20 protein-coding genes are annotated in these 19984 nt (G+C 40.5%); all 20 read right to left on the reverse strand.

Annotation, left to right across the window (positions count from 1 at the left end):
- Positions 1-48: 48 nt before the first annotated feature.
- Positions 49-678 carry a TraR/DksA C4-type zinc finger protein gene (locus tag PQ477_RS20510; protein ID WP_144559204.1) on the reverse strand — a complete coding sequence of 210 codons (630 nt, stop codon included), beginning with the start codon at positions 676-678 and terminating at the stop codon, positions 49-51.
- A 148-nt stretch (positions 679-826) separates the two neighbouring features.
- Positions 827-1351, reverse strand: a complete 525-nt coding sequence (locus PQ477_RS20515) for a DivIVA domain-containing protein (RefSeq protein WP_038480928.1) — start codon at positions 1349-1351, stop codon at positions 827-829.
- Between the two features lie 95 nt (positions 1352-1446).
- Positions 1447-2208 carry a YlmH family RNA-binding protein gene (locus PQ477_RS20520; protein WP_052007988.1) on the reverse strand — a complete coding sequence of 254 codons (762 nt, stop codon included), beginning with the start codon at positions 2206-2208 and terminating at the stop codon, positions 1447-1449.
- A gap of 12 nt (positions 2209-2220) precedes the next feature.
- On the reverse strand, positions 2221-2502 hold the full coding sequence (locus PQ477_RS20525) for a YggT family protein (RefSeq protein ID WP_035395164.1): 282 nt from the start codon (positions 2500-2502) through the stop codon (positions 2221-2223).
- Between the two features lie 26 nt (positions 2503-2528).
- The gene (locus PQ477_RS20530) at positions 2529-2969 is read right to left on the reverse strand and encodes a cell division protein SepF (protein WP_035395165.1); all 441 of its coding nucleotides are present in this window, start codon (positions 2967-2969) and stop codon (positions 2529-2531) included.
- 11 nt (positions 2970-2980) lie between these two features.
- Positions 2981-3682, reverse strand: coding sequence for a YggS family pyridoxal phosphate-dependent enzyme (locus PQ477_RS20535; RefSeq protein ID WP_035395166.1), 702 nt, complete (start codon positions 3680-3682; stop codon positions 2981-2983).
- Positions 3679-4509 (reverse strand): peptidoglycan editing factor PgeF, encoded by an 831-nt coding sequence (gene pgeF / locus PQ477_RS20540; RefSeq protein WP_060703965.1) that lies wholly within the window; start codon positions 4507-4509, stop codon positions 3679-3681. The genes PQ477_RS20535 and pgeF overlap by 4 nt, the downstream gene beginning before the upstream one ends.
- A 65-nt stretch (positions 4510-4574) precedes the next feature.
- Complete coding sequence (locus tag PQ477_RS20545) at positions 4575-4877, reverse strand: YlmC/YmxH family sporulation protein (RefSeq protein WP_060703964.1); 303 nt, start codon at positions 4875-4877, stop codon at positions 4575-4577.
- An 88-nt stretch (positions 4878-4965) separates the two neighbouring features.
- Positions 4966-5751, reverse strand: coding sequence for an RNA polymerase sporulation sigma factor SigG (gene sigG, locus PQ477_RS20550; RefSeq protein WP_274272781.1), 786 nt, complete (start codon positions 5749-5751; stop codon positions 4966-4968).
- A 148-nt stretch (positions 5752-5899) separates the two neighbouring features.
- The gene (gene sigE, locus PQ477_RS20555) at positions 5900-6613 is read right to left on the reverse strand and encodes an RNA polymerase sporulation sigma factor SigE (RefSeq protein WP_038480945.1); all 714 of its coding nucleotides are present in this window, start codon (positions 6611-6613) and stop codon (positions 5900-5902) included.
- Positions 6614-6623: 10 nt separating this feature from the next.
- Positions 6624-7508 (reverse strand): sigma-E processing peptidase SpoIIGA, encoded by an 885-nt coding sequence (gene spoIIGA / locus PQ477_RS20560; RefSeq protein WP_274272782.1) that lies wholly within the window; start codon positions 7506-7508, stop codon positions 6624-6626.
- Between the two features lie 194 nt (positions 7509-7702).
- Positions 7703-8812 carry a cell division protein FtsZ gene (gene ftsZ / locus PQ477_RS20565; protein WP_060703961.1) on the reverse strand — a complete coding sequence of 370 codons (1110 nt, stop codon included), beginning with the start codon at positions 8810-8812 and terminating at the stop codon, positions 7703-7705.
- Positions 8813-8854: 42 nt separating this feature from the next.
- The gene (gene ftsA / locus PQ477_RS20570; RefSeq protein ID WP_274272783.1) at positions 8855-10150 is read right to left on the reverse strand and encodes a cell division protein FtsA; all 1296 of its coding nucleotides are present in this window, start codon (positions 10148-10150) and stop codon (positions 8855-8857) included.
- 296 nt (positions 10151-10446) lie between these two features.
- Positions 10447-11208: a cell division protein FtsQ/DivIB gene (locus PQ477_RS20575; protein WP_274272784.1), complete on the reverse strand. Its 762-nt coding sequence runs from the start codon at positions 11206-11208 to the stop codon at positions 10447-10449.
- A gap of 232 nt (positions 11209-11440) precedes the next feature.
- Positions 11441-12538 (reverse strand): stage V sporulation protein E, encoded by a 1098-nt coding sequence (gene spoVE, locus PQ477_RS20580; RefSeq protein WP_035395170.1) that lies wholly within the window; start codon positions 12536-12538, stop codon positions 11441-11443.
- Between the two features lie 216 nt (positions 12539-12754).
- The gene (gene murD, locus PQ477_RS20585; RefSeq protein ID WP_035395171.1) at positions 12755-14110 is read right to left on the reverse strand and encodes a UDP-N-acetylmuramoyl-L-alanine--D-glutamate ligase; all 1356 of its coding nucleotides are present in this window, start codon (positions 14108-14110) and stop codon (positions 12755-12757) included.
- Positions 14107-15084 carry a phospho-N-acetylmuramoyl-pentapeptide-transferase gene (gene mraY / locus PQ477_RS20590; RefSeq protein ID WP_144559209.1) on the reverse strand — a complete coding sequence of 326 codons (978 nt, stop codon included), beginning with the start codon at positions 15082-15084 and terminating at the stop codon, positions 14107-14109. Before mraY ends, murD begins: the two co-directional genes overlap by 4 nt.
- Positions 15085-15087: 3 nt before the next feature.
- On the reverse strand, positions 15088-16446 hold the full coding sequence (locus PQ477_RS20595) for a UDP-N-acetylmuramoyl-tripeptide--D-alanyl-D-alanine ligase (RefSeq protein WP_144559210.1): 1359 nt from the start codon (positions 16444-16446) through the stop codon (positions 15088-15090).
- Positions 16443-17906 (reverse strand): UDP-N-acetylmuramoyl-L-alanyl-D-glutamate--2,6-diaminopimelate ligase, encoded by a 1464-nt coding sequence (locus tag PQ477_RS20600; protein WP_035395172.1) that lies wholly within the window; start codon positions 17904-17906, stop codon positions 16443-16445. Before PQ477_RS20600 ends, PQ477_RS20595 begins: the two co-directional genes overlap by 4 nt.
- 88 nt (positions 17907-17994) lie before the next feature.
- Positions 17995-19929 (reverse strand): stage V sporulation protein D, encoded by a 1935-nt coding sequence (locus PQ477_RS20605; protein ID WP_144559211.1) that lies wholly within the window; start codon positions 19927-19929, stop codon positions 17995-17997.
- Positions 19930-19984: the final 55 nt, after the last annotated feature.

The raw sequence follows: 19984 nt of genomic DNA on the forward strand, positions 1-19984 counted from the left end.
TGAAGCCTCACCGAATAGGGAGGCTTCAAAAAGCGTTGTGTCTGTTCCTTATTGATTTCGTTGACGATAGGCTTGATAGTGCTCATTTTGTTCAACATGGACACTATCCGGTCCATGATAGCCGTCAATTCCTGTTGAAAGAAACCCTTCAAAAGACTCAACGCCGTTCGCTCCGTACAAATCTGTATCGCCAGTTTCCTCCTCATATTCAACTGAAGTATCGTTAAAACGTGCTACTTGTTGATAGGCATCCTCTCCATCAAATTCTGTTTCCCGTTCATCGTGATCGTTATTATAAGCTTCAAACCCACCTAAAACGTCTTCTTCAACTGGTCGATCAGAAGGAATTCCATTTTGTTTAGTGGAAGCTACGGTCCTTGCTTCAGGATAGGCTCTCAAGCGCTCTTCTGGTATAGCCGCTCCTGTTTTTTCGCATATGCCATATGTGCCATTATCGATTTTTTCAAGTGCATCTTCAATATCGTGTAACGCTTTTTCAGCGTGATTAAATAGAGCCTCATCTTTTTCCCGTTCAAACAACTCCGTTGCGTTATCTGCAGGATGATTGTCATAATTTGAAAGTTCATCTTGTCGTTCTGTACGATCATGAGAAGATTGATGCTGTAGAAGCTCTTTCCTTCTCCCTTGTAATTGTTCTTTAAACCACGATGTATCCACTTACTATCACTCCTTTTTTCATAGGATGACCTGTTTTTCGGAATGGTTGAGCGGCAAATAAATCCATCACAAAAAGCAGAAAACGCCAGTGATAAGTTTTATCACTAACGTCTTCTGCTTCTTAACGTTACTTTCGTTTTATGTACCGTTACGATTTGCTTTCTTGCTCTTCAAATTCCTTCAACAATTCTTCTTCATTGAACTCATCGTCGCTTCCGGCAAATTGCTCCCAATCATCGGTTTGAAGCATTTCCATTTGTGCTTCGATTAACATTTTAAAACGCATTTTGTAAACAGAAGCTTGCTTTTTTAGCTCTTCCATTTCCATCATTACTTTTCTTGATTTGCTTAGTGCTTCATTCACAATACGATTTGCGTTCTTTTCTGATTCCTTAACAATTAATTGCGCTTCTTTTTGCGCGTTTGAACGTAAGTCATCTGCAGCTTCTTGCGCCACCATAATGGATTTATTTAACGTTTCCTCGATATTGTGAAAATGAGCTAGTTTTTCGTCTTGCGTATTCACTTGCTCAAACAATTCTTTCTTTTCTCGGAGAACAGCTTCATAATCTTTAATAATTTGATCTAAAAATTCGTTTACCTCATCTTCATCATAACCACGAAACGAGCGTGTAAATTCCTTATTATGAATATCTAACGGTGTTAATGGCAACCGTCCCACCTCCATGAAATCCTCATTCTTTTCTTCATTCGACATTCCCCGAAAAATACCTTCTTAAAACTACAAATTTCGCCTAAAAATCAGAATTACTTCTTTCTTCCTACTGTTAAACGTACCTTATCTTTCTTCGTTTGTCCATTTTCTTCTAACACTTTTGCACGACCATACCCTCTTAATGAGAGATAATCGCCAACAGACAAACTGTACGAAGACTGATCAACTGGCTTCCAATTGACTTTTACGTATCCCTTTGTAATCGCTTCGACACTTTTCGAACGAGAGAGATGATACACTGCAGCGAGTACAGTATCTAAGCGCCATGATGATACAAGCACATGATCCGTTTGCCAGCGCTCTTCTTCAACATCAATTGTGTCTGCTTCTTCAAGTGTTATTGATGTTTTACCAACTTGGTCAAGAGTCGCACGCACGTACACTGCTGTATCGACAGCCGTTGCAAACGTAAACGAATCTTCTTGAACGATAATGTCACCAAACTTTTCACGCTTTAAGCCGCTATTCATAAGCGCGCCAAGCACATCTCGGTGCGAGAGCGTAACAAATTTAGAGGAAAACGTTGCTTTTAAAAAAGTCAGCTCCCATTTTGGTTTCTCACCTTTTAAATAGCTCGGTCTTATGATCGCCCTTTTTCGCTCACAACCTGGTGAGCCACCATTAAAAAGTAGCTCACAATCAGTATGTTTACCAATTAGTGAAGACATGATGTCTTGTTGCCTGGGATCTAGAAAATCCGTCAGCCGCTCTTGATGATACAAGGTGACGGACTCCACTAGGTCGTTTACTTGATCAATAAAAGGACGCTCTTCTGGTCGAAAGTGTTCGTACATAGACACGGCTCCTTATAATAAGCCCATTATCCATTGCTGAACTGGTCCTAATCCTCTTACGGCTAGATTCAGAAGAAAAATAGCCACAATTGGGGATAGATCAATCATGCCAATGGGCGGGATGATATTTCTGAAAATTCCTATGTACGGCTCCACAATGCTACCAAGGAATTCACCGAAAGCGGAATCTCTTCCCCCTACCCAAGACATCACGATATAGATCAAAATGGCAAAAAAGTAACCTAGAGCTAAGTAGCGTATAAGATTAAATATAAAGTTAACAAACAATTCCATCTTGCTGTTCTCACCTACCTTATCAATCACAATTGATTGGCAATATCACTAATCGATCCTGATATTTCCACATTATCCGGCGCACAAATAAAAATGCTTGCCCCGACTTTTTGGATGTCTCCTCCAATAGCATATACGGTTCCACTTAAAAAATCTACTACCCGTAATGCTTGGTCGTGTTCCATTCTTTGTAAATTAATAACGACTGTTTTCCGATTTTTTAATTGGTCCGCAATGTCTTGACTTTCATCATAAGAACGCGGTTCAATGAGAGTCATCTTCGCATGTTGCTGGACGCTTTTTAAACTAACGATATTTGTTTGCGTGTCTTTTTCTTTTGATTCATTACTTTGAAAACGATTTGGCATCGTCCGCTCCTCTTTTTCCGGCTCATCGACATAGCGTTCGACTTCTTCGACATGGTCATCTAAATTAAAGTATGTTTTAAACTTTGACTTAAAGCCCATTTCCATCCTCCTTATTCGGACACTTGCTCATTACCTACTAGAATGGTTCCAATGCGAATATACGTTGCACCTTCTTCTACTGCCACTTCAAAGTCATTTGACATGCCCATTGATAGCTCTGTGCAAGGAGCGTGTACATATTCTTTATCAGCAATACGCTGTTGCAGTTGTTTTAGGGCTTTAAAATGCAGACGCGTTTCTTCTGCATGTTCCGTATACGGTGCCATTGTCATTAATCCAATCACTCGAATGCGGTCATACTCAGCCAACGCCATTATAAACGAATCGACTTCGTCTGGAGCTAGTCCATTTTTTGACGCTTCTCCCGATACATTTACTTGTACGAAACAATCAAGTGTTCCATCTTGTTCGACCAAACGCTTTTGCACTTCTTTTGCAAGACTTAACCGATCAAGAGAGTGAAGCACTCCGATGTTCCCGATGACCTCTTTCACCTTACGCGACTGTAGCGACCCAATAAAGTGCCATGTTACGCGATTACCAATAGCTGCTTTTTTTTCAAGCAAGCCTTCTAAGCGATTCTCACCAATATGAGTGACGCCTGCTTCAATCGCTTCATTGGCTGTTTGGACTGAGACATATTTCGTCACAGCAATAATATGAACATCGTCTACTCCTCTTCCTGCTCTCAACGCAGCTCGCTCCATACGCTCTTTTAACGCAACATATTGTTGTTCAATCGTTGGATTCATCGTTCAACCACCTTCTTCATTCCAATCATACTCATCATTCTACCTGTTTTCCCTTGATCTTGTCGATGAGAAAAGAAGGCATCGTCGCTAAACGTACAACGATCTGATTCAATAATATGGGCAGACAGAATCCCTGCCTGTTCAAGCAAATAGCGATTTAAGGCAGGTAAATGGAGCTGAAAATGATCTGCTCGAGTAGGTGTATAGATGCCTTTATGTTTCATAGGCAGCTGTTCATTTACTCGATCTATGACGGTGCGATCCACTTCATATTGTTGTTGTGAAATACATGGCCCAATGAGAATATGGATATCACTCACTTGTACACCGTGTTTCTCTACCCATTCACTGACCATTTTGGGTCCAATTTGATCGACCGTACCTTTCCAACCGGCGTGGCATAAACCAATGATCTGATTCTTAGGTGAATAAAAATAAAGCGGGACACAATCAGCATACAAACTCGTTAGCAATATATCCGTTTCTCTTGTATAAAGTCCATCTGTCTCGTTTATCGCAGTACGAAGAGACCGTGCACCTCGACCTCGATCAGACTTCGTCACTTCTTGAATGACTGAAGCATGTACTTGTTCAGATCCAACCCAATGATCAAGAGAAAAACCTACATCCTTGGCAACGCGTTCACGATTTTGCACAACAGCATCAACCGTGTCCCCTACATGAAACCCCATGTTTAACGTTTTATAAGGAAATTCGCTAACGCCGCCATTTCGAGTCGTGAAACCAGCAAACAACTTCTCGTCTAATGCATTAAATTGTTCTTCATATTCAACTCGTTCAGACAACCGCTGCCAGTTTGCTTTCATCCTCTGCATGCTCCTTTTTGTATTCCTCGCTTTATTTTACCATAATGGATCTCTAGAATAAATGTTTACGAATAGGGATCTTTTCTTTCCATTACATGTTCAGCTGTTGTGACAGATTGCTTGTATCGTTCTGGCAGCTCGACTAGGATGACGTCAGAGCCAATCTTCACTATATTTTTCCAAGGGATAACGGTTTCTCCTGCATCACGATTTCCTAAGAACGTCATCATTTTTCCTTGGTTTGAGATAATAATCGCTTCAATTCTTCCTGTTTCTAAATTAATGTCTAAATCATTTAAATGTCCAAGTCGCTTTCCGTTTTCCATATTAACAATGTCTTTAGTTGATAGCTCAGATATTTTTATCACTGTACCCCCTCCTCCTCACTAGTAACTATATGCTTATCCGTAACCGATTTATGAACAAAAAAGCCGCTGTTCCACACAGCGACTTTCCTCATGATTCAATATGTTTATTCATCTGATGAATAGCACCTTTTTCAAGCCTTGATACTTGCGCTTGAGAGATACCGATTTCATCCGCCACTTCCATTTGTGTTTTTCCTTGAAAGAAACGCATATTCAAAATCACTTTTTCTCGATCATTTAAACGAATCATCGCTTCCTTTAGTGCAATTTCTTCTACCCAATTAACATCCTTGTTTCGTTCATCGCTAATTTGATCCATAACAAAGATTGGATCTCCACCATCATTGTAAATCGGTTCAAATAACGATACTGGATCTTGAATCGCGTCAAGCGCAAAGACAATATCCTCTTTCGGTACATCTAATACTGCCGCAATTTCTTGAACAGTTGGTTCATTTTCGCGTTTCTTTTCTGCCATCATCTGATCCCGAACTTGTAATGCTTTATAAGCAATATCTCTTAATGAACGTGACACACGAATAGGATTGTTATCCCTTAAGTACCGGCGTATCTCACCAATAATCATTGGCACTGCATACGTAGAAAACTTAACATTTTGACTTAAGTCAAAGTTGTCAATTGATTTCATTAAACCAATACAACCGACTTGAAATAAGTCATCCACATTCTCGCCACGGTTATTAAAGCGCTGAATGACACTAAGGACTAAACGAAGATTTCCATTTATTAACGTATCCCTTGCTGGCTCATAACCAGACTGGAGCTGTGAAAATAATTCTCGCATCTCCAGATTTTTTAAAACCGGCAGTTTTGATGTATCTACTCCACAGATTTCTACTTTATTTCGAGCCAAATTCTTTACCCCCTAAACGGAAGATGATGTCAAAAAAAGTATCTCCCTGGGAAAAAAATTTATGCACTCTGTTGATGTGGAAATTTGTTAAAAATAGACACTATCCTTGTCACGACCCTGCTAAAAATTAGAAATTATTTTTTTTACGCTACACCATTTTATTAAATTCTTTTTGTAGCCGTTTAATGATTCGTTTCTCCAATCGGGATATATAGGATTGCGAAATACCAAGCATATCCGCGACATCTTTTTGAGTTTTCTCTTCCGTTCCTGTTAAGCCGAAGCGGAGTTCCATTATTTGTTTTTCTCGATCAGATAAGGTATGAAGGGCTTTGACGAGCAATCGACGATCGACTCTTTCTTCTATTCCCTTCGTAATAATGTCCTCTTCTGTTCCCAATACATCAGAGAGCAATAGTTCATTTCCATCCCAATCAATGTTTAAGGGTTCATCAAAAGACACTTCTGAGCGTGTCTTGTTGTTTCGGCGCAAATACATAAGTATTTCATTTTCAATACAGCGAGACGCATACGTGGCTAGCTTAATTTTCTTTTCAGGATTGAATGTATTAACGGCTTTAATTAACCCGATGGTTCCAATGCTAATCAAGTCTTCTATATTGATTCCAGTGTTTTCAAATTTTCTAGCGATGTATACGACTAAGCGGAGATTACGTTCAATTAATATCGAACGTACAGCTTCATCACCACTCGGAAGCTTTAGTAGGAGCTCTGCTTCTTCTTCTTTTGATAACGGTGGTGGTAAGGCTTCACTGCCACCAATATAATAAATTTCATCTTCCTTTAAGCCAAACTTTCTTAATAGGCGATAGATGAACAATCTCCATTTCATTTTTATCATCGCGTCCTCCTTAGCTCACTTGTGATATAACAAGCTGTGGATGAATAATTGTTTGATAATGCCCTTCAGGCGACAATGCTTCCCCATACAGCCCTAACAGCACACGCTTTGTTACGAATTGTTCACCGTCGTAATAGATCGTTACTTGATCAGGTTTAAAAGCTGTTAAGTATGGTTGTTTTTGACCAACAGCCTTAAACGGTACTAATCGAATTCGATGCATAAAGGGATGATTCTCTTTCGTTGACATTGTTAGCATGTCATCTGTTTGTTGTTTACCAAGCAACGGATGCAGAAGATCTGCTTCCATAATCATGACGGGTGTTCTTGTTAACGGATCTTTTAATTGATTTCCAGTGTCGACTAGCCCCCTCGTTTCAAATCTAAAGTCATCAATAACAATTTCCACTGTTGCTAGATCGTTTGCTTGCACTTTCTTTATCTTGAATGTATCAACTTGTTGTTTGCTAAACCAATAAACGAGAGGAAAACCAATCAGAACGAAAGTCCAGCTGATTGTACTTCCACCAAACCCTGGCAGATGACTCGTTAAATCTAATTCACTTTGAAAAAAGTAATGCATGGCAAAAAGCCCGCCACCAGTAACAAAAGTTAGGAAAAAGAAGCCTGCTAGATTTTGAACAAAATAAGTAAAGCGTATGTATCCAAAAGCAATGAATACAATCATACAAGAATAAAAAAACTTTACAATCGGGTTCATAAAAAACGTCACGTACGGCGTAAACATAAAGAAAACAACAATGGATGCAACGAGTGATGCCATGCCTATACGAACATAGTTTTTCTTTCTTTTTAACAATAATGCAGTACCAATAATAAGGAGAAAATCAATGCCTAGATTCAGTAGCCAGATTAAGTCTAGATATACAATCATGATCGTTCCTCCTGTATTCATAAAACTTAGTATAGTAGATAGAAAGAAGGAAGTCTGTCACTTCATGGCAAAGACAAGCCTGTTATTTTGAAAGCTTTTGACAAACGTTGTCCTTTCTCTTTTCACCTTTAAAAAAGGAAAACAAAAAAAGATCCACTACCATATAGGTAGCAGATCTTTTCCAATGTACGCGTTTAGCGATTTCTTCTATTTCGGAGGAATGTTGGAATATCAAGTGTATCTGTTTGTTCCTCTGAATTGGCTTTTTGCTTTGATTCTACTGATTTTGATTCAGCTGGCTTTGACGATGTTGGCTTTTGAGTCGATGGACGTGATTGTGGCTTTCTTTCTGCTTCTTCAAAGCCTGTCGCAATAACCGTTACGACAATCTCATCCTTTAGATTCTCATTAATAACAGAGCCAAAGATCATATTAACTTCTTCGTCACAAGCTTCAGACACAATTTCTGCCGCTTCATGCACTTCGTAAAGGCTTAAGTTCGTTCCACCTGTAATGTTCATTAACACGCCTTGAGCACCATCGACTGATGTTTCAAGCAATGGACTGGAGATCGCTTTTTTTGCTGCCTCTGCAGCACGGTTTTCACCAGTAGCAACACCAATACCCATTAAAGCAGAGCCCTTTTCACTCATAACCGTTTTGACATCAGCAAAGTCAAGGTTAATTAATCCAGGTGTCGCAATCAAGTCAGAAATTCCTTGTACCCCTTGTCGAAGGACGTTATCCGCTTCACGGAACGCTTCAAGCATTGGAGTGTTCTTATCAACAATTTCTAGTAGACGATCGTTTGGTATAACGATTAACGTGTCAACTTTTTCTTTTAATGCGACGATACCAGATAACGCTTGATTTTGACGCTTACGTCCTTCAAACGTAAATGGTCGTGTCACAACACCTACCGTTAGTGCACCAATTTCCTTTGCAACTTCGGCGATTACAGGAGCTGCACCTGTTCCAGTGCCTCCACCCATTCCAGCTGTAATAAATACCATATCTGCGCCATCAAGAACTTCTTCTAACTGTTCACGGCTTTCTTCAGCCGCTTTCTTACCGATATCAGGGTTTGCCCCTGCACCTAGACCTCTCGTAAGCTTTCCACCTAGCTGTAGTTTCTTTTCAGCTTTTGAAAGGTGCAATGCTTGTGCGTCCGTATTCACAGCGATAAATTCTACGCCTTGTAGGCCGTTTTCAATCATTCGATTAACAGCGTTCGAACCGCCGCCACCACATCCAATGACTTTTATTTGTGCTAATTGTTCCATGTCCATTTCAAAATCAAACATTTCGTTGTCCCCCTAACCATACTGGCAGTCAGCTTCTCTTCATTAATCAAAAAATGTCTTAAACCAAGACTTCATCTTGGACTCTTTTTTCTCTTCTTGCGGTTGCTCTACTTCTTTACGCTTGCTTCTTTTCGAAGTTGAAGCTGCGTTTGTTTCTTCTTGATTGACTTCTGACTGGGAAAAAGCTGCTGCAATTTCCTTGCCTTGCACACGTCCATTTTTGTGTGCAAAATGAATTAACCCAATACTTACTGTATAGCGCGGCTCACGCACCCCGATATAATTCGGGATGGCGACTCGAACATTTCCTTCAAGCATGTCTTTCGTTAATTCAAGAACGCCTGGCATCATCACAGCTCCACCAGTCAATACAAAGCCACTTGGGAACTGCTTAAATCCTAACCGAACCAATTCTTTTGCACATAGTTCAATAATTTCTTCTACTCTTGGTTCAATAATGCCTGCTAATTCTTGTTGTGTGATCGTATGTCTTTCATTTGACCCAATTTTTTGGATGGTAATCTGTTCTTCTGTTGATGCTTCTGGTACAAAGGCATGTCCATGTTTGCATTTTACACGTTCTGCCTCTTCTGTTGTGAGCTTTAAACCTACGGCTAAATCGTTTGTAATATGATCGCCGCCGATCGGTAATACAGATAACGCAACAAGTGAACCTTGTTCAAAAACGGATACGGTTGTTGAACCGCCTCCAACCTCAAGCACACAAACACCCAGACTTTTTTCATCTTTTGAAACAGCTACAGATCCTGTCGCTAAGGAATTTAAACTAATCTCAGCTATTGATAGACCAGCACGCTCCACACACCTTAACAAATTATGTAAGACGGTTTTCGAACCTGTAATTAACGTTCCTTCCATTTCAAGACGAACGCCAATCATTCCACGAGGGTCTGTAATCTCATCAAGCCCATCCACGATAAATTGTTTTGGAATCACATCAATCACTTCCCTTTCAGGAGGAATTGACATGACTTGGGATGCATCGATGACTCTACGAACATCCTCTACGTTAATTTCTCGATCTGGACTAGAGACAGCGACGACCCCATGGCAAGGAGTTAATTCAATATGACTGCCATTTACTCCAACCACAACATGTTCAATTTGTATGCCAACCATGCGTTCCGCTTGCTCAACTGCCCGCTTAATTGACTTAACCGTCTCATCTATATCGACGACGGCTCCTTTCTTTATTCCTTCAGAAGGAACACTACCGACACCTAAAATGTTAATTGACCCTCCAGCAATTTCCGAAACAACGACTTTTACTGAAGAAGTTCCAATGTCTAAACTTACATACGTTTCATTACTCACCAATGGCACCTCCTCATCTGCACAATCATGGTGTTCAACTTTAATAGTTTCATTTTTTTATCACACAAGCAGTATTCGACAAGTGTTAATAGAATCCTTTAATTCTCGTAGCATTATGTATGTTTTAAGGCTCTTGCTCTTTAGTCTACACCATGTTCTTACAGGTGAAAAGGCAAAACCTCTAGCATTCCTTTATTAAGAATGTGTTACATAGAGAAATGAAGCTGGTCACGAAAGCTTTTAACCGTAAAAACAGCAGAAACACAAGGAAACAAGAGTAGAAAAATCCATCAAAACTCCTACTCCTGAGCCGTATCATTTTCCCTAAAATAGGGACTCATTTTCATATAGAGGACGCCTTCCTGTGACCTATCAATTTGTGCATGCACTTGTGGATAAGGCTGCATATACTCTGCAAATGAAGATAAATCTGTACGTACTTCCATTCCATCTGTCATGTATAGTGTTAATTCCTCCGGTGCATCCTCAGTCGGCGTATACATAATTTCTGAGATTCGACTAACGATTTCTGGTGCTGTTTGCATTAATTGTTCGCCGATTGTCTCTCTCAACGACTCTTCAGTAAAGTCTACTAATATTGGTGCGTCTCCAACAAGTTGACTATCATGAACGTTGTCTAAGATTTGTCCGTTTTTTAAAAGGGGCAAATACCCATCATCACTGTACACATATGCAACTCGCGGATACTCCTTTACTTGTATAGAAAGAGAAGATGGCAAGAGACGGTTAATCTCAATTGACTCTACTTCTTTTAATTGTGCAGTTTGCTCAATTCGTGTATTTCGATCGATATTCCAAATATTCATGCCTTCACGTAAACCACTTGCTTCGAGAATCTCTTCATCTGTTAACAGTTGATTACCACTTACTTGTATTGATTTCACTTCACTCAATGGACTTTGGAAGTACACAAGTACCATAATTAAGACAAAGAACAATACGACTATACTTAATAAACGCTTGTTTGCTTTGCGCCGTCGCTTTTCCTGTAGAGTCGGAATTCTCTCGTTTACAGAAATGACTTTCTCATCATGACTCACATTCATTCCTCCAACTACTTCATTCAGCTGATGAGTGAATACAAGCAAATACTTTTTTAATCCCAGACTTGCTTCTATTCCCTATTTAATTTTTTTAAAACCTGTTTTACTCTTGTTTTCTGCATTTTATCATATATTTCCTTTACAATTCTATGAATAATAAATAGAGAGTTCAAAAAAATGAACTCTCTACATGTATCGACACGTTTTAAACAATTGTTTACGTGAGCCTTTAACGATTATGCCTACTTATATTAATTAATAGACCAATGGACATCAACATGAGTGTCAATGACGAACCACCGTAGCTTAAAAGCGGTAACGTAATGCCGGTAACGGGCATTAATCCAGTAACAACGCCGATGTTTATCATCACTTGAATAACGATCATCGTCACAATACCTGCAGCTAAGAAACTCCCAAATAAATCTGGAGCTCCTAAAGCGATTCTTACGCCACGCCAGAAAATAATACCAAATAAAAGCAACACAAATAGACCGCCTAAAAACCCTAGTTCCTCAGCTAGAATAGCAAAAATAAAATCCGTTTGCGGCTCTGGCAAATAAAAATATTTTTGCCTACTTTCGCCTAATCCCATACCAAGTAACCCTCCAGGACCAATGGCTAATAGGGACTGAATAATCTGAAAGCCACTTTCCATTGGATCTGCCCACGGGTCTAGAAAAGAAGTAATCCGTTTAATACGGTATGGAGCGCTAATGATTAACACGACAAATCCTGCTACGCCAATTAAAAACAGGCCCATAAAATGCTTGACCCTTGCTCCTGCAATAAAAATCATAGCGACGCATGTCCCTACCATAACAGTACCAGTTCCTAAATCTGGCTGGAGCATAATCATCCCAAAGGCAACCATTACAAAAGCGAGTGCAGGGAGTAATCCTTTTTTAAACAAAACAATCCGCTTTTGATTCATTGCTAAAAAGTTTGCAAGAAAAATAATCATAGCGATTTTCATAAATTCTGATGGTTGAATTGAAAATGCGCCGATCCCTAACCAACTTCTCGCGCCACCTCTTACAAGTCCAACACCAGGAATGAGTACGAGCACAAGCAAAATAAAACAAATGATCAATAGCAGCTTTGAATACGTACGCCACGTCCAGTAATCAACTCGAGATATAAGAAACATCAAGAGGACGCCTACACTCCCAAAGAATAATTGTCTTTTAGCAAAAAACAACGAGTCATTAAAACGATAGGTTGCCCATGCTTCACTTGCACTGTATACCATAATTAAGCCAACGCTAAGCAAGACAATCGTTGCAACAATTAAGATATAATCGGGCGCCTGTCTTTCTTTATTCATTGTTCACCCCCAGCAAGTACCCTACTACCTCACTATATGAATGAGAACAGGAAAACATGTCCAAAACATTTGTACGTGCTTGAAAATGAGGACTTATATCAGTAATCAAAGCCTTCTTTTCTCTTGTTATATGGTTAATAAGGGGGCTGTAACGAATAAAAAAACTCCTTCCAAGAGACAAGACGTCTGCATTGAAAAGAGCTTTACTAGGTTTACTTAATGACTGTTAGTTAGTTGCGTCACCGCAGCTAGAAACGCATCGCCTCGTTCTTCAAACGTCGAATACTGATCCCAGCTTGCACATGCTGGTGAAAGTAAGACAATGTCCCCTATCTTTGAATGTTCAAAGGCTTTTTTAGCTGCATCTTGTACATCAATAGCCTGTACGACTTTAATCCCTAATTCGTTTCCTAAAGCCGTTAGCTTCATTTTTGTTTCACCAAAAACGACTAGCGTTTTTACGTGAGTTAAACTTGGGATCAGCTCATCAAACTCGTTGCCACGATCCAAACCACCTGCGAGCAAAACAACATCTTGATTAAAAGAAGCTAAAGCAGCTTGTGTCGCCAAAATATTCGTCGCTTTTGAATCGTTATACACTTTACGGCCATGTACTTCACCAACAAATTGAAGTCGATGTTTCACACCCGTAAACGTCGTTAGCACGGTTTTTATTTGAGCAGTTGTACCACCAGCTAGTTTAGCTGCTGCAACAGAAGCAAGCATATTTTCAACATTATGAGCTCCTGGTAAAACAATTTCATCGATTGGGCAAATGCGTTCTTCTCGAAAATAAATCGCATTATCTTTTAAGTAGGCACCTGTTGGCAACTCGACTTTCGTTGAAAAAGGAACAAGGGTCGCCTTTGATTGTTGTACATGCTTCGCGACGATAGGATCATCCGCCGAATAAACAAGGTGGTCTTCTATCGTCATGTTCTCGTACACTTTCGCTTTCGCTTCTATGTACAAGTCCTTTGACCCATGGTAGTCCAAATGAGCATCAAACAAATTCAGCCAGACCGCCACTTTGGGTTTAAATTGCTCCGTGCCCATTAATTGAAAACTCGACAATTCAAGCACCATGACATTCTCTTTTGTTGCTTCTAGGGCTACACTTGTTGCAACAGTCCCTATATTACCAGCAATTAAAGGCGCTTTTTCACTATGCTCAAGCATCGCATGAACAAGCGTCGTCGTTGTTGTTTTCCCGTTTGAACCGGTAATCGCAACAATATCTGCTTCTGCGATGCGATAGGCAAGTTCGACTTCCGTCCAAATAGGGATATTTCGATTCATGGCTTCCGCGATTAAGAGGTTGGAATAAGGAATACCAGGATTTTTTATAATTAAACTGGTTGTATCAAGTAAATGAAGTGGATGACCGCCACAAACAACTTCAATCCCTTTTTCCTCTAGCGCATCCACTTCCTTGCTCTCAGCTCTAGGTTTTCCATCGTTTACTGTCACGATAGCTCCTAGCTTATGAAGTGCTAATGCTGCAGCCATGCCGCTTTTCGCTAAGCCGAGCACAAGCACTTGCTTTTTATTTACATGTGGGAAAGGCTTCATGTTAACCACACTCCAATGTAAATACCCATAATGGCAAAGACAACGCCTAGTAGCCAGAATGTGACTACTACACGCCACTCTGACCATCCAACCAATTCATAATGGTGATGAAGCGGACTCATCTTGAAAACACGCTTCCCCGTTGTCTTAAACGAAATAACTTGAATAATAACGGATAAGGTTTCTATCACAAACACGCCACCAATAATGATGAGCATTAACTCCATCTTGGTCAAAATAGCAATACCTGCAATGGCTCCTCCTAATGCTAGCGAACCTGTATCTCCCATAAATACTTTTGCTGGATGGGCATTAAATACGAGAAACCCGAGGAGAGCCCCAGTAATTGCCGTTGAAAATAAAGCTGCATCAATAAAGCCTGTGCTCCAAGCCAATATCGCAAAAGCTGCAAAAGCAATCGCGCCAGTCCCGGACAATAAGCCATCTAAACCGTCTGTTAAGTTTACTGCATTACTTCCAGCAAGCAGCATGACAACAACAAGTACAGCATAAAACCATCCAATATCAAGACCAATGTCTGTTCCAGGAATGGACACTATCGTATCTAATTCAATGTATAGTAACCCTACATAAAATAAGCCCGCGATAATCAGTTGTCCAACTAATTTCTGTTTCGATGTCAGCCCGAGATTATGCTTTCGTGCGACTTTTAAATAGTCATCAAAAAAGCCAACGACTCCGTAGCCGATTGTTACGAGCATAAGTAATAATAACTCTGGTGTAAATTCAAAAAAGACAAAACCAATTAAAAGGGATGTCACTAAAATCGATAAGACAATGACAATTCCGCCCATTGTCGGTGTACCGCTTTTCTTTTGATGTGATTTTGGTCCTTCTTCACGAATGCTTTGACCAAACTTTAACCGCCGTAAAAACGGAATAAAAAGAGGGCAAAGAATGACCGCGAATAAAAAGGATAGGGATAGGACAATAAGTAACGTCCATTCTTCCATTTTCTAAGCGCCTCCTTTGACAGCCGATAACACTTGCTCCAAAGCAAGACGACGTGATGCCTTTAGCAATACAACGGTGTCATGTTTCAAAAGGGGTCGAATTTTCTCAGCTACATCTGCTACTTTCTCAACATGTTCAATAGCAATTGACCCGTTTTGTTGTTTTACTTCATCATAAATCCAATACCCTTTTTCACCGACACAAACAATATTGGTAATCGGTGTATCAATCGCACTTGCCACACTTCTGTGGAGCGCTTGTTCATCTGGTCCAAGTTCATAAATATCACCTAACACAATGATTCGTCTCTTGAATTCAGGTAACGTTTTAATCGTTTCAATTGCCGCTTTCATTGAACTAGGGTTTGCGTTATACGCATCATTAATGAACGTTGACCCATTTGGTCCTGCTACTTTCTCAAGGCGCATGCCTGTAATCGTAACGTGTGCTAGTCGTTCTTTAATTGTTTCCGTTGCTAAGCCTACTTGTCGAGCAATCCATATGGCATAAGCAGCATTCTTCACATTGTGCTCTCCTAATAGAGGCAAATACCAATTCTGTTCGTTTAAAAAGGAAAAAGTAAAGCCATCTGCTTTAGGCTGAAACGTTGCGATCGCTTCCTTATTTTGTTTATTAAACCCAATTGAAACGGTTTGCTCTTGTTGAAATCGATCTAATAAAGGTTCATCGCCATCTAAGACAAGGAAGCCTCCTTGTTTTAACCCATCTAACATTTCCATTTTTGCGTTGGCAATTCCCTGTCTAGAACCTAAATGCTCGATATGGGCTTCGCCGATATTCGTCACAATGGCTAAATCTGGCTTTGCAAGCTTTGAGAGAAGAGAGATTTCCCCAGCGTGATTCATCCCCATCTCCACAACGGCAAATTTACATTCTTTAGGCATTGAAAGCAACGTTAATGGCACACCAATATGATTATTTAAGTTCCCTGCAGTCCGATGGACGAATGGTTCCCCACCAAGAAGCTGGAACACGATGTCTTTTGTTGTTGTTTTTCCGTTTGAACCTGTGATACCAATCACATATGGATTGACTTCATCACGATAGCGCTGAGCCAATTCCTGTAAAGCATGTAACGGGTCATCCACGAAATAAAGCTGAAACGATGCAGGTATGGACATTGGCACAGGCTCGTTCTCTTGCCAAATCGCCGCTATTGCTCCAGACTCAATCGCGGATTCGAGGTAGTGGTGTCCGTTAAAACGTTCACCACTAAGCGGAACGAATAAAGCTGTTTTTGAATCGTTACGCGAGTCGGTTGTTACACTATGAAACGAAACCGGCCCATCCTGTAACCTTGTGCGATTCGCAACAGATTCAACTAATCTTGCTTCAATCATTTTATCCGCTCCTTTAGCGCAGCCCTTGCCACTTCACGATCGTCAAAATGCGTACGTTCTCGACCAACCTCTTGATACGTTTCATGACCTTTACCAGCTATAACAATAATGTCATTTGTTTTTGCTTGTTTCATCGCGTAATGAATCGCTTCTGAACGATCTACAATTAAGCGATATTGATCTTGATCTAATCCAGCCGTCATCTCTTGCAAGATCGTATTCGGATCTTCCGTTCTCGGATTGTCTGAAGTGAAAATGGTTTCGTCCGCGTATTTCACAGCAATTTCTCCCATAATAGGGCGCTTTGTTTTATCCCGGTCTCCACCACAACCAACCACTACTCGTATCTCGTTATTCGCAAAGTCTTGTACGGTTTTCAACACATTCTCTAAGCTATCTGGTGTATGAGCATAGTCTACAATAACAGCAAAATCCTGACCAGAGTCTATCGCCTCAAATCTTCCAGCTATACCCTCGATGTTTTCCAACCCTTGTTGAATGGCTGAAAGTGAGAGATTCGATACATACGCAGCTGATACAGCGGCTAGTACGTTGTATACGTTAAATAGTCCGATCAAGCGTGTTTTGACTTCGATCGACTCACCAAATACGGTCAAGGTAAATGCGGTTCCAGTTGCAGCAGCCCGAATGTTAGACGCCATTACGTCGGCTTGTTTTTTAATGCCGTACGTTATAATATCGGCTGTCGTCATTTGAATCAATTGATCTGCCACTTGATCATCGCCATTAAAGATGGCCGTTTTTCCTTCATAAGTGTTCCCAAGTTGTGAAAACAGTAAACTCTTTGCATACATATAGTGATCCATTGATTGATGGTAATCAATGTGGTCTGGTGACAAGTTTGTAAAGATCGCAATATCAAAGTCACACCCACGTACTCGACCTAAGTGAAGAGCGTGAGATGACACTTCCATCAGTGCCGTATCAACCTGTTTGTCAACCATCTCTTGAAACCGTTGCTGTAAGACGAGTGATTCAGGCGTCGTGTTTTTTGTCTCAATATACACGTCGTCTATTTTTGTATACATCGTCCCAATTAACCCAGTTGTACGATTTTGCCCCTTAAACAATTGTTCTAGAATATGCGTAACCGATGTTTTTCCGTTCGTACCTGTTACACCAATAAGTTGCAATTTTTTAGTCGGATGATCGTAGAAGCGATTTGACAGTTGCGCCATTGTTCGCTTTGTATCACGTACCACAAAAACTGGAATGGGTAAATCTAACGGGCGTTCTGAAACAACAGCAACCGCCCCTTTTTCATACGCACTTTGCGCAAAATCATGACCATCCACAGTATAGCCATTAATGCAGAAAAACAATGTGCCTGGACGGACTTCTCTTGAATCCATCTCAATATGATGAATGTCAACTTTCGCTTCCGTTGCATGTAACGTATTCATGCCTCTTATACCATGAAGCAATTCGCTTAATTTCATTTTTATTGCCTCCAACGTTCAACAATCAATCTTATCCACGTCTATTTGTTTAAAAGATGAATGAGTAATAAAACACACGTCTCCTATTTTAGTCGTTCTCATTCGTTTTGTCACCCATATATACACGGATTGTTGAATCTTTTGGAACCCTCGTACCTGGTTCAGGCGCTTGCCGAGCGACAACCTCCCCTTCACCAGAGGCCGAGAGGCGCAATTCATAATGAGACTCATAAATGTCTCTCTTCGTTCGTCCTAATAAATTAGGAACGTCTACTAACCCTTCTTCATCCCATTTAAGCTCTTTTTCAATTTGATCTTTCCTTTTCTCAACACCCATCGCTTCTAAGCTATCCCCGATAATTTTCCCTGCAATAGGAGCGGAAACTTGCCCCCCGTATTGAACGGCTCCTTTCGCGTTATCAATTGCCACATACACAATAATTTCTGGGTCATCCATTGGCGCTACACCAAGAAAAGACAGGATATAGTTGTTCTCTAAATAGCGACCGTCTTTTGCTTTTTGCGCAGTTCCTGTCTTTCCGCCAACTCGGTAACCGTCGACAAATGCTTTTCCACCTGAACCTTTAGCGACTACGTTTTCCATCGCATAGCGAACTTTTTCAGATGTTTCAGGTGAAACGACTTGGCGTTTCATCACTGGATTGCTTCGTTCAACCACTTCACCAGTTACATCGTCTACCCACTCTTTTGCAATATAAGGTTCGTACAAATAGCCACCATTGACCGCTGCGGCGACTGCCGCTACTTGTTGAATAGGCGTGACTGCAACCCCTTGACCAAAGGCCGTTGTTGCTTGCTCTAACGGACCTACACGTTCACGATTAAACAAAATGCCTTTCGCTTCACCTTGTAAATCAACACCGGTTTTTTGACCGAACCCAAAGTCTTCAATATAATCAAACAACCGATCAGTACCTAAGCGTTGACCGAGTTCAACAAACCCAGGGTTGCATGAATTTTGCACAACCTCTAAAAAGGTTTGTGAGCCGTGTCCACCTCGTTTCCAACAGTGGAGCTTTGTACCAGCTACATCTATGTAGCCAGGGTCATAGAAATGATCATTGTCTAAATCAACGACATCTTCTTCTAAAGCAGCTGCAAGGGTAATTAATTTAAAAGTCGAACCAGGTTCATACTGCATCCAGACAGGCTTGTTTTGATTGTATATTTCAGCTGGAACATCCCGATAGTTTTCAGGGTTAAAGTGCGGTCGGCTGCTCATTGCTAGAATTTCACCATTTTTCGGATTCATCGCGATTGCAATCGCTCCATCTGGATTATACTTGGCTTCTGCAATATCTAATTCCCGTTCCACAATCGTTTGAACACGACTATCAATAGTTAATTTTAAATTTAAGCCATTAATTGGAGCTGTATATTCATCAGCCAAATTCGGCATTTTCGTATTTTTGGCAGTAGAATAAAACGACACATACCCTTCTGTTCCTTTTAACTTTTCATCGTAGACAAATTCTAAACCTGTTAGACCTTGATTATCGATCCCTGCAAATCCAAGTACATGAGATAGATAACTACCAAAGGGATAGTGACGCTTGGAGTCCTCTGCTATATAAATGCCTTCTATATTTAAACTTCGCACCTCTTGCGCCGTTTGTTGGTCCATTTTCTGACCTTCTGGGCGAATGTACACTTTACTTTCTTTTTTTGTTAAATCTTCGTATACCTCGTTCTTATTCGCTTTTAACACAGATGCTAATCTTTCTGCTGCATCTGCTGGATCTTTTATTTGCCTTGGGAAAACAATAATAGAAGGTGTACTAATATTCGTTGCTAACTCGACGCCATTCCGGTCTAGTATATCGCCTCGCTTAGGTTCAAACGGGATATCTCGTCCCCAAGAATCTTCTGCTTTTTCTGTAAGCCACAAACCTTGTCCGAACTGAACATACCCTAAACGTGCTCCAATGACTGTAAACACGACAATTCCTACAGCAAATAGCAATAGCAGCCGTTTTCTGACTGTTACATTTGAAACGCGCACGGCTCTCCCCCACTTTCGTTTAATCAGCATCCTGTCCTATGGTTAACCCTATGAA

Source organism: Shouchella hunanensis (genome assembly GCF_028735875.1).
Taxonomy (GTDB): domain Bacteria; phylum Bacillota; class Bacilli; order Bacillales; family Bacillaceae_D; genus Shouchella; species Shouchella hunanensis.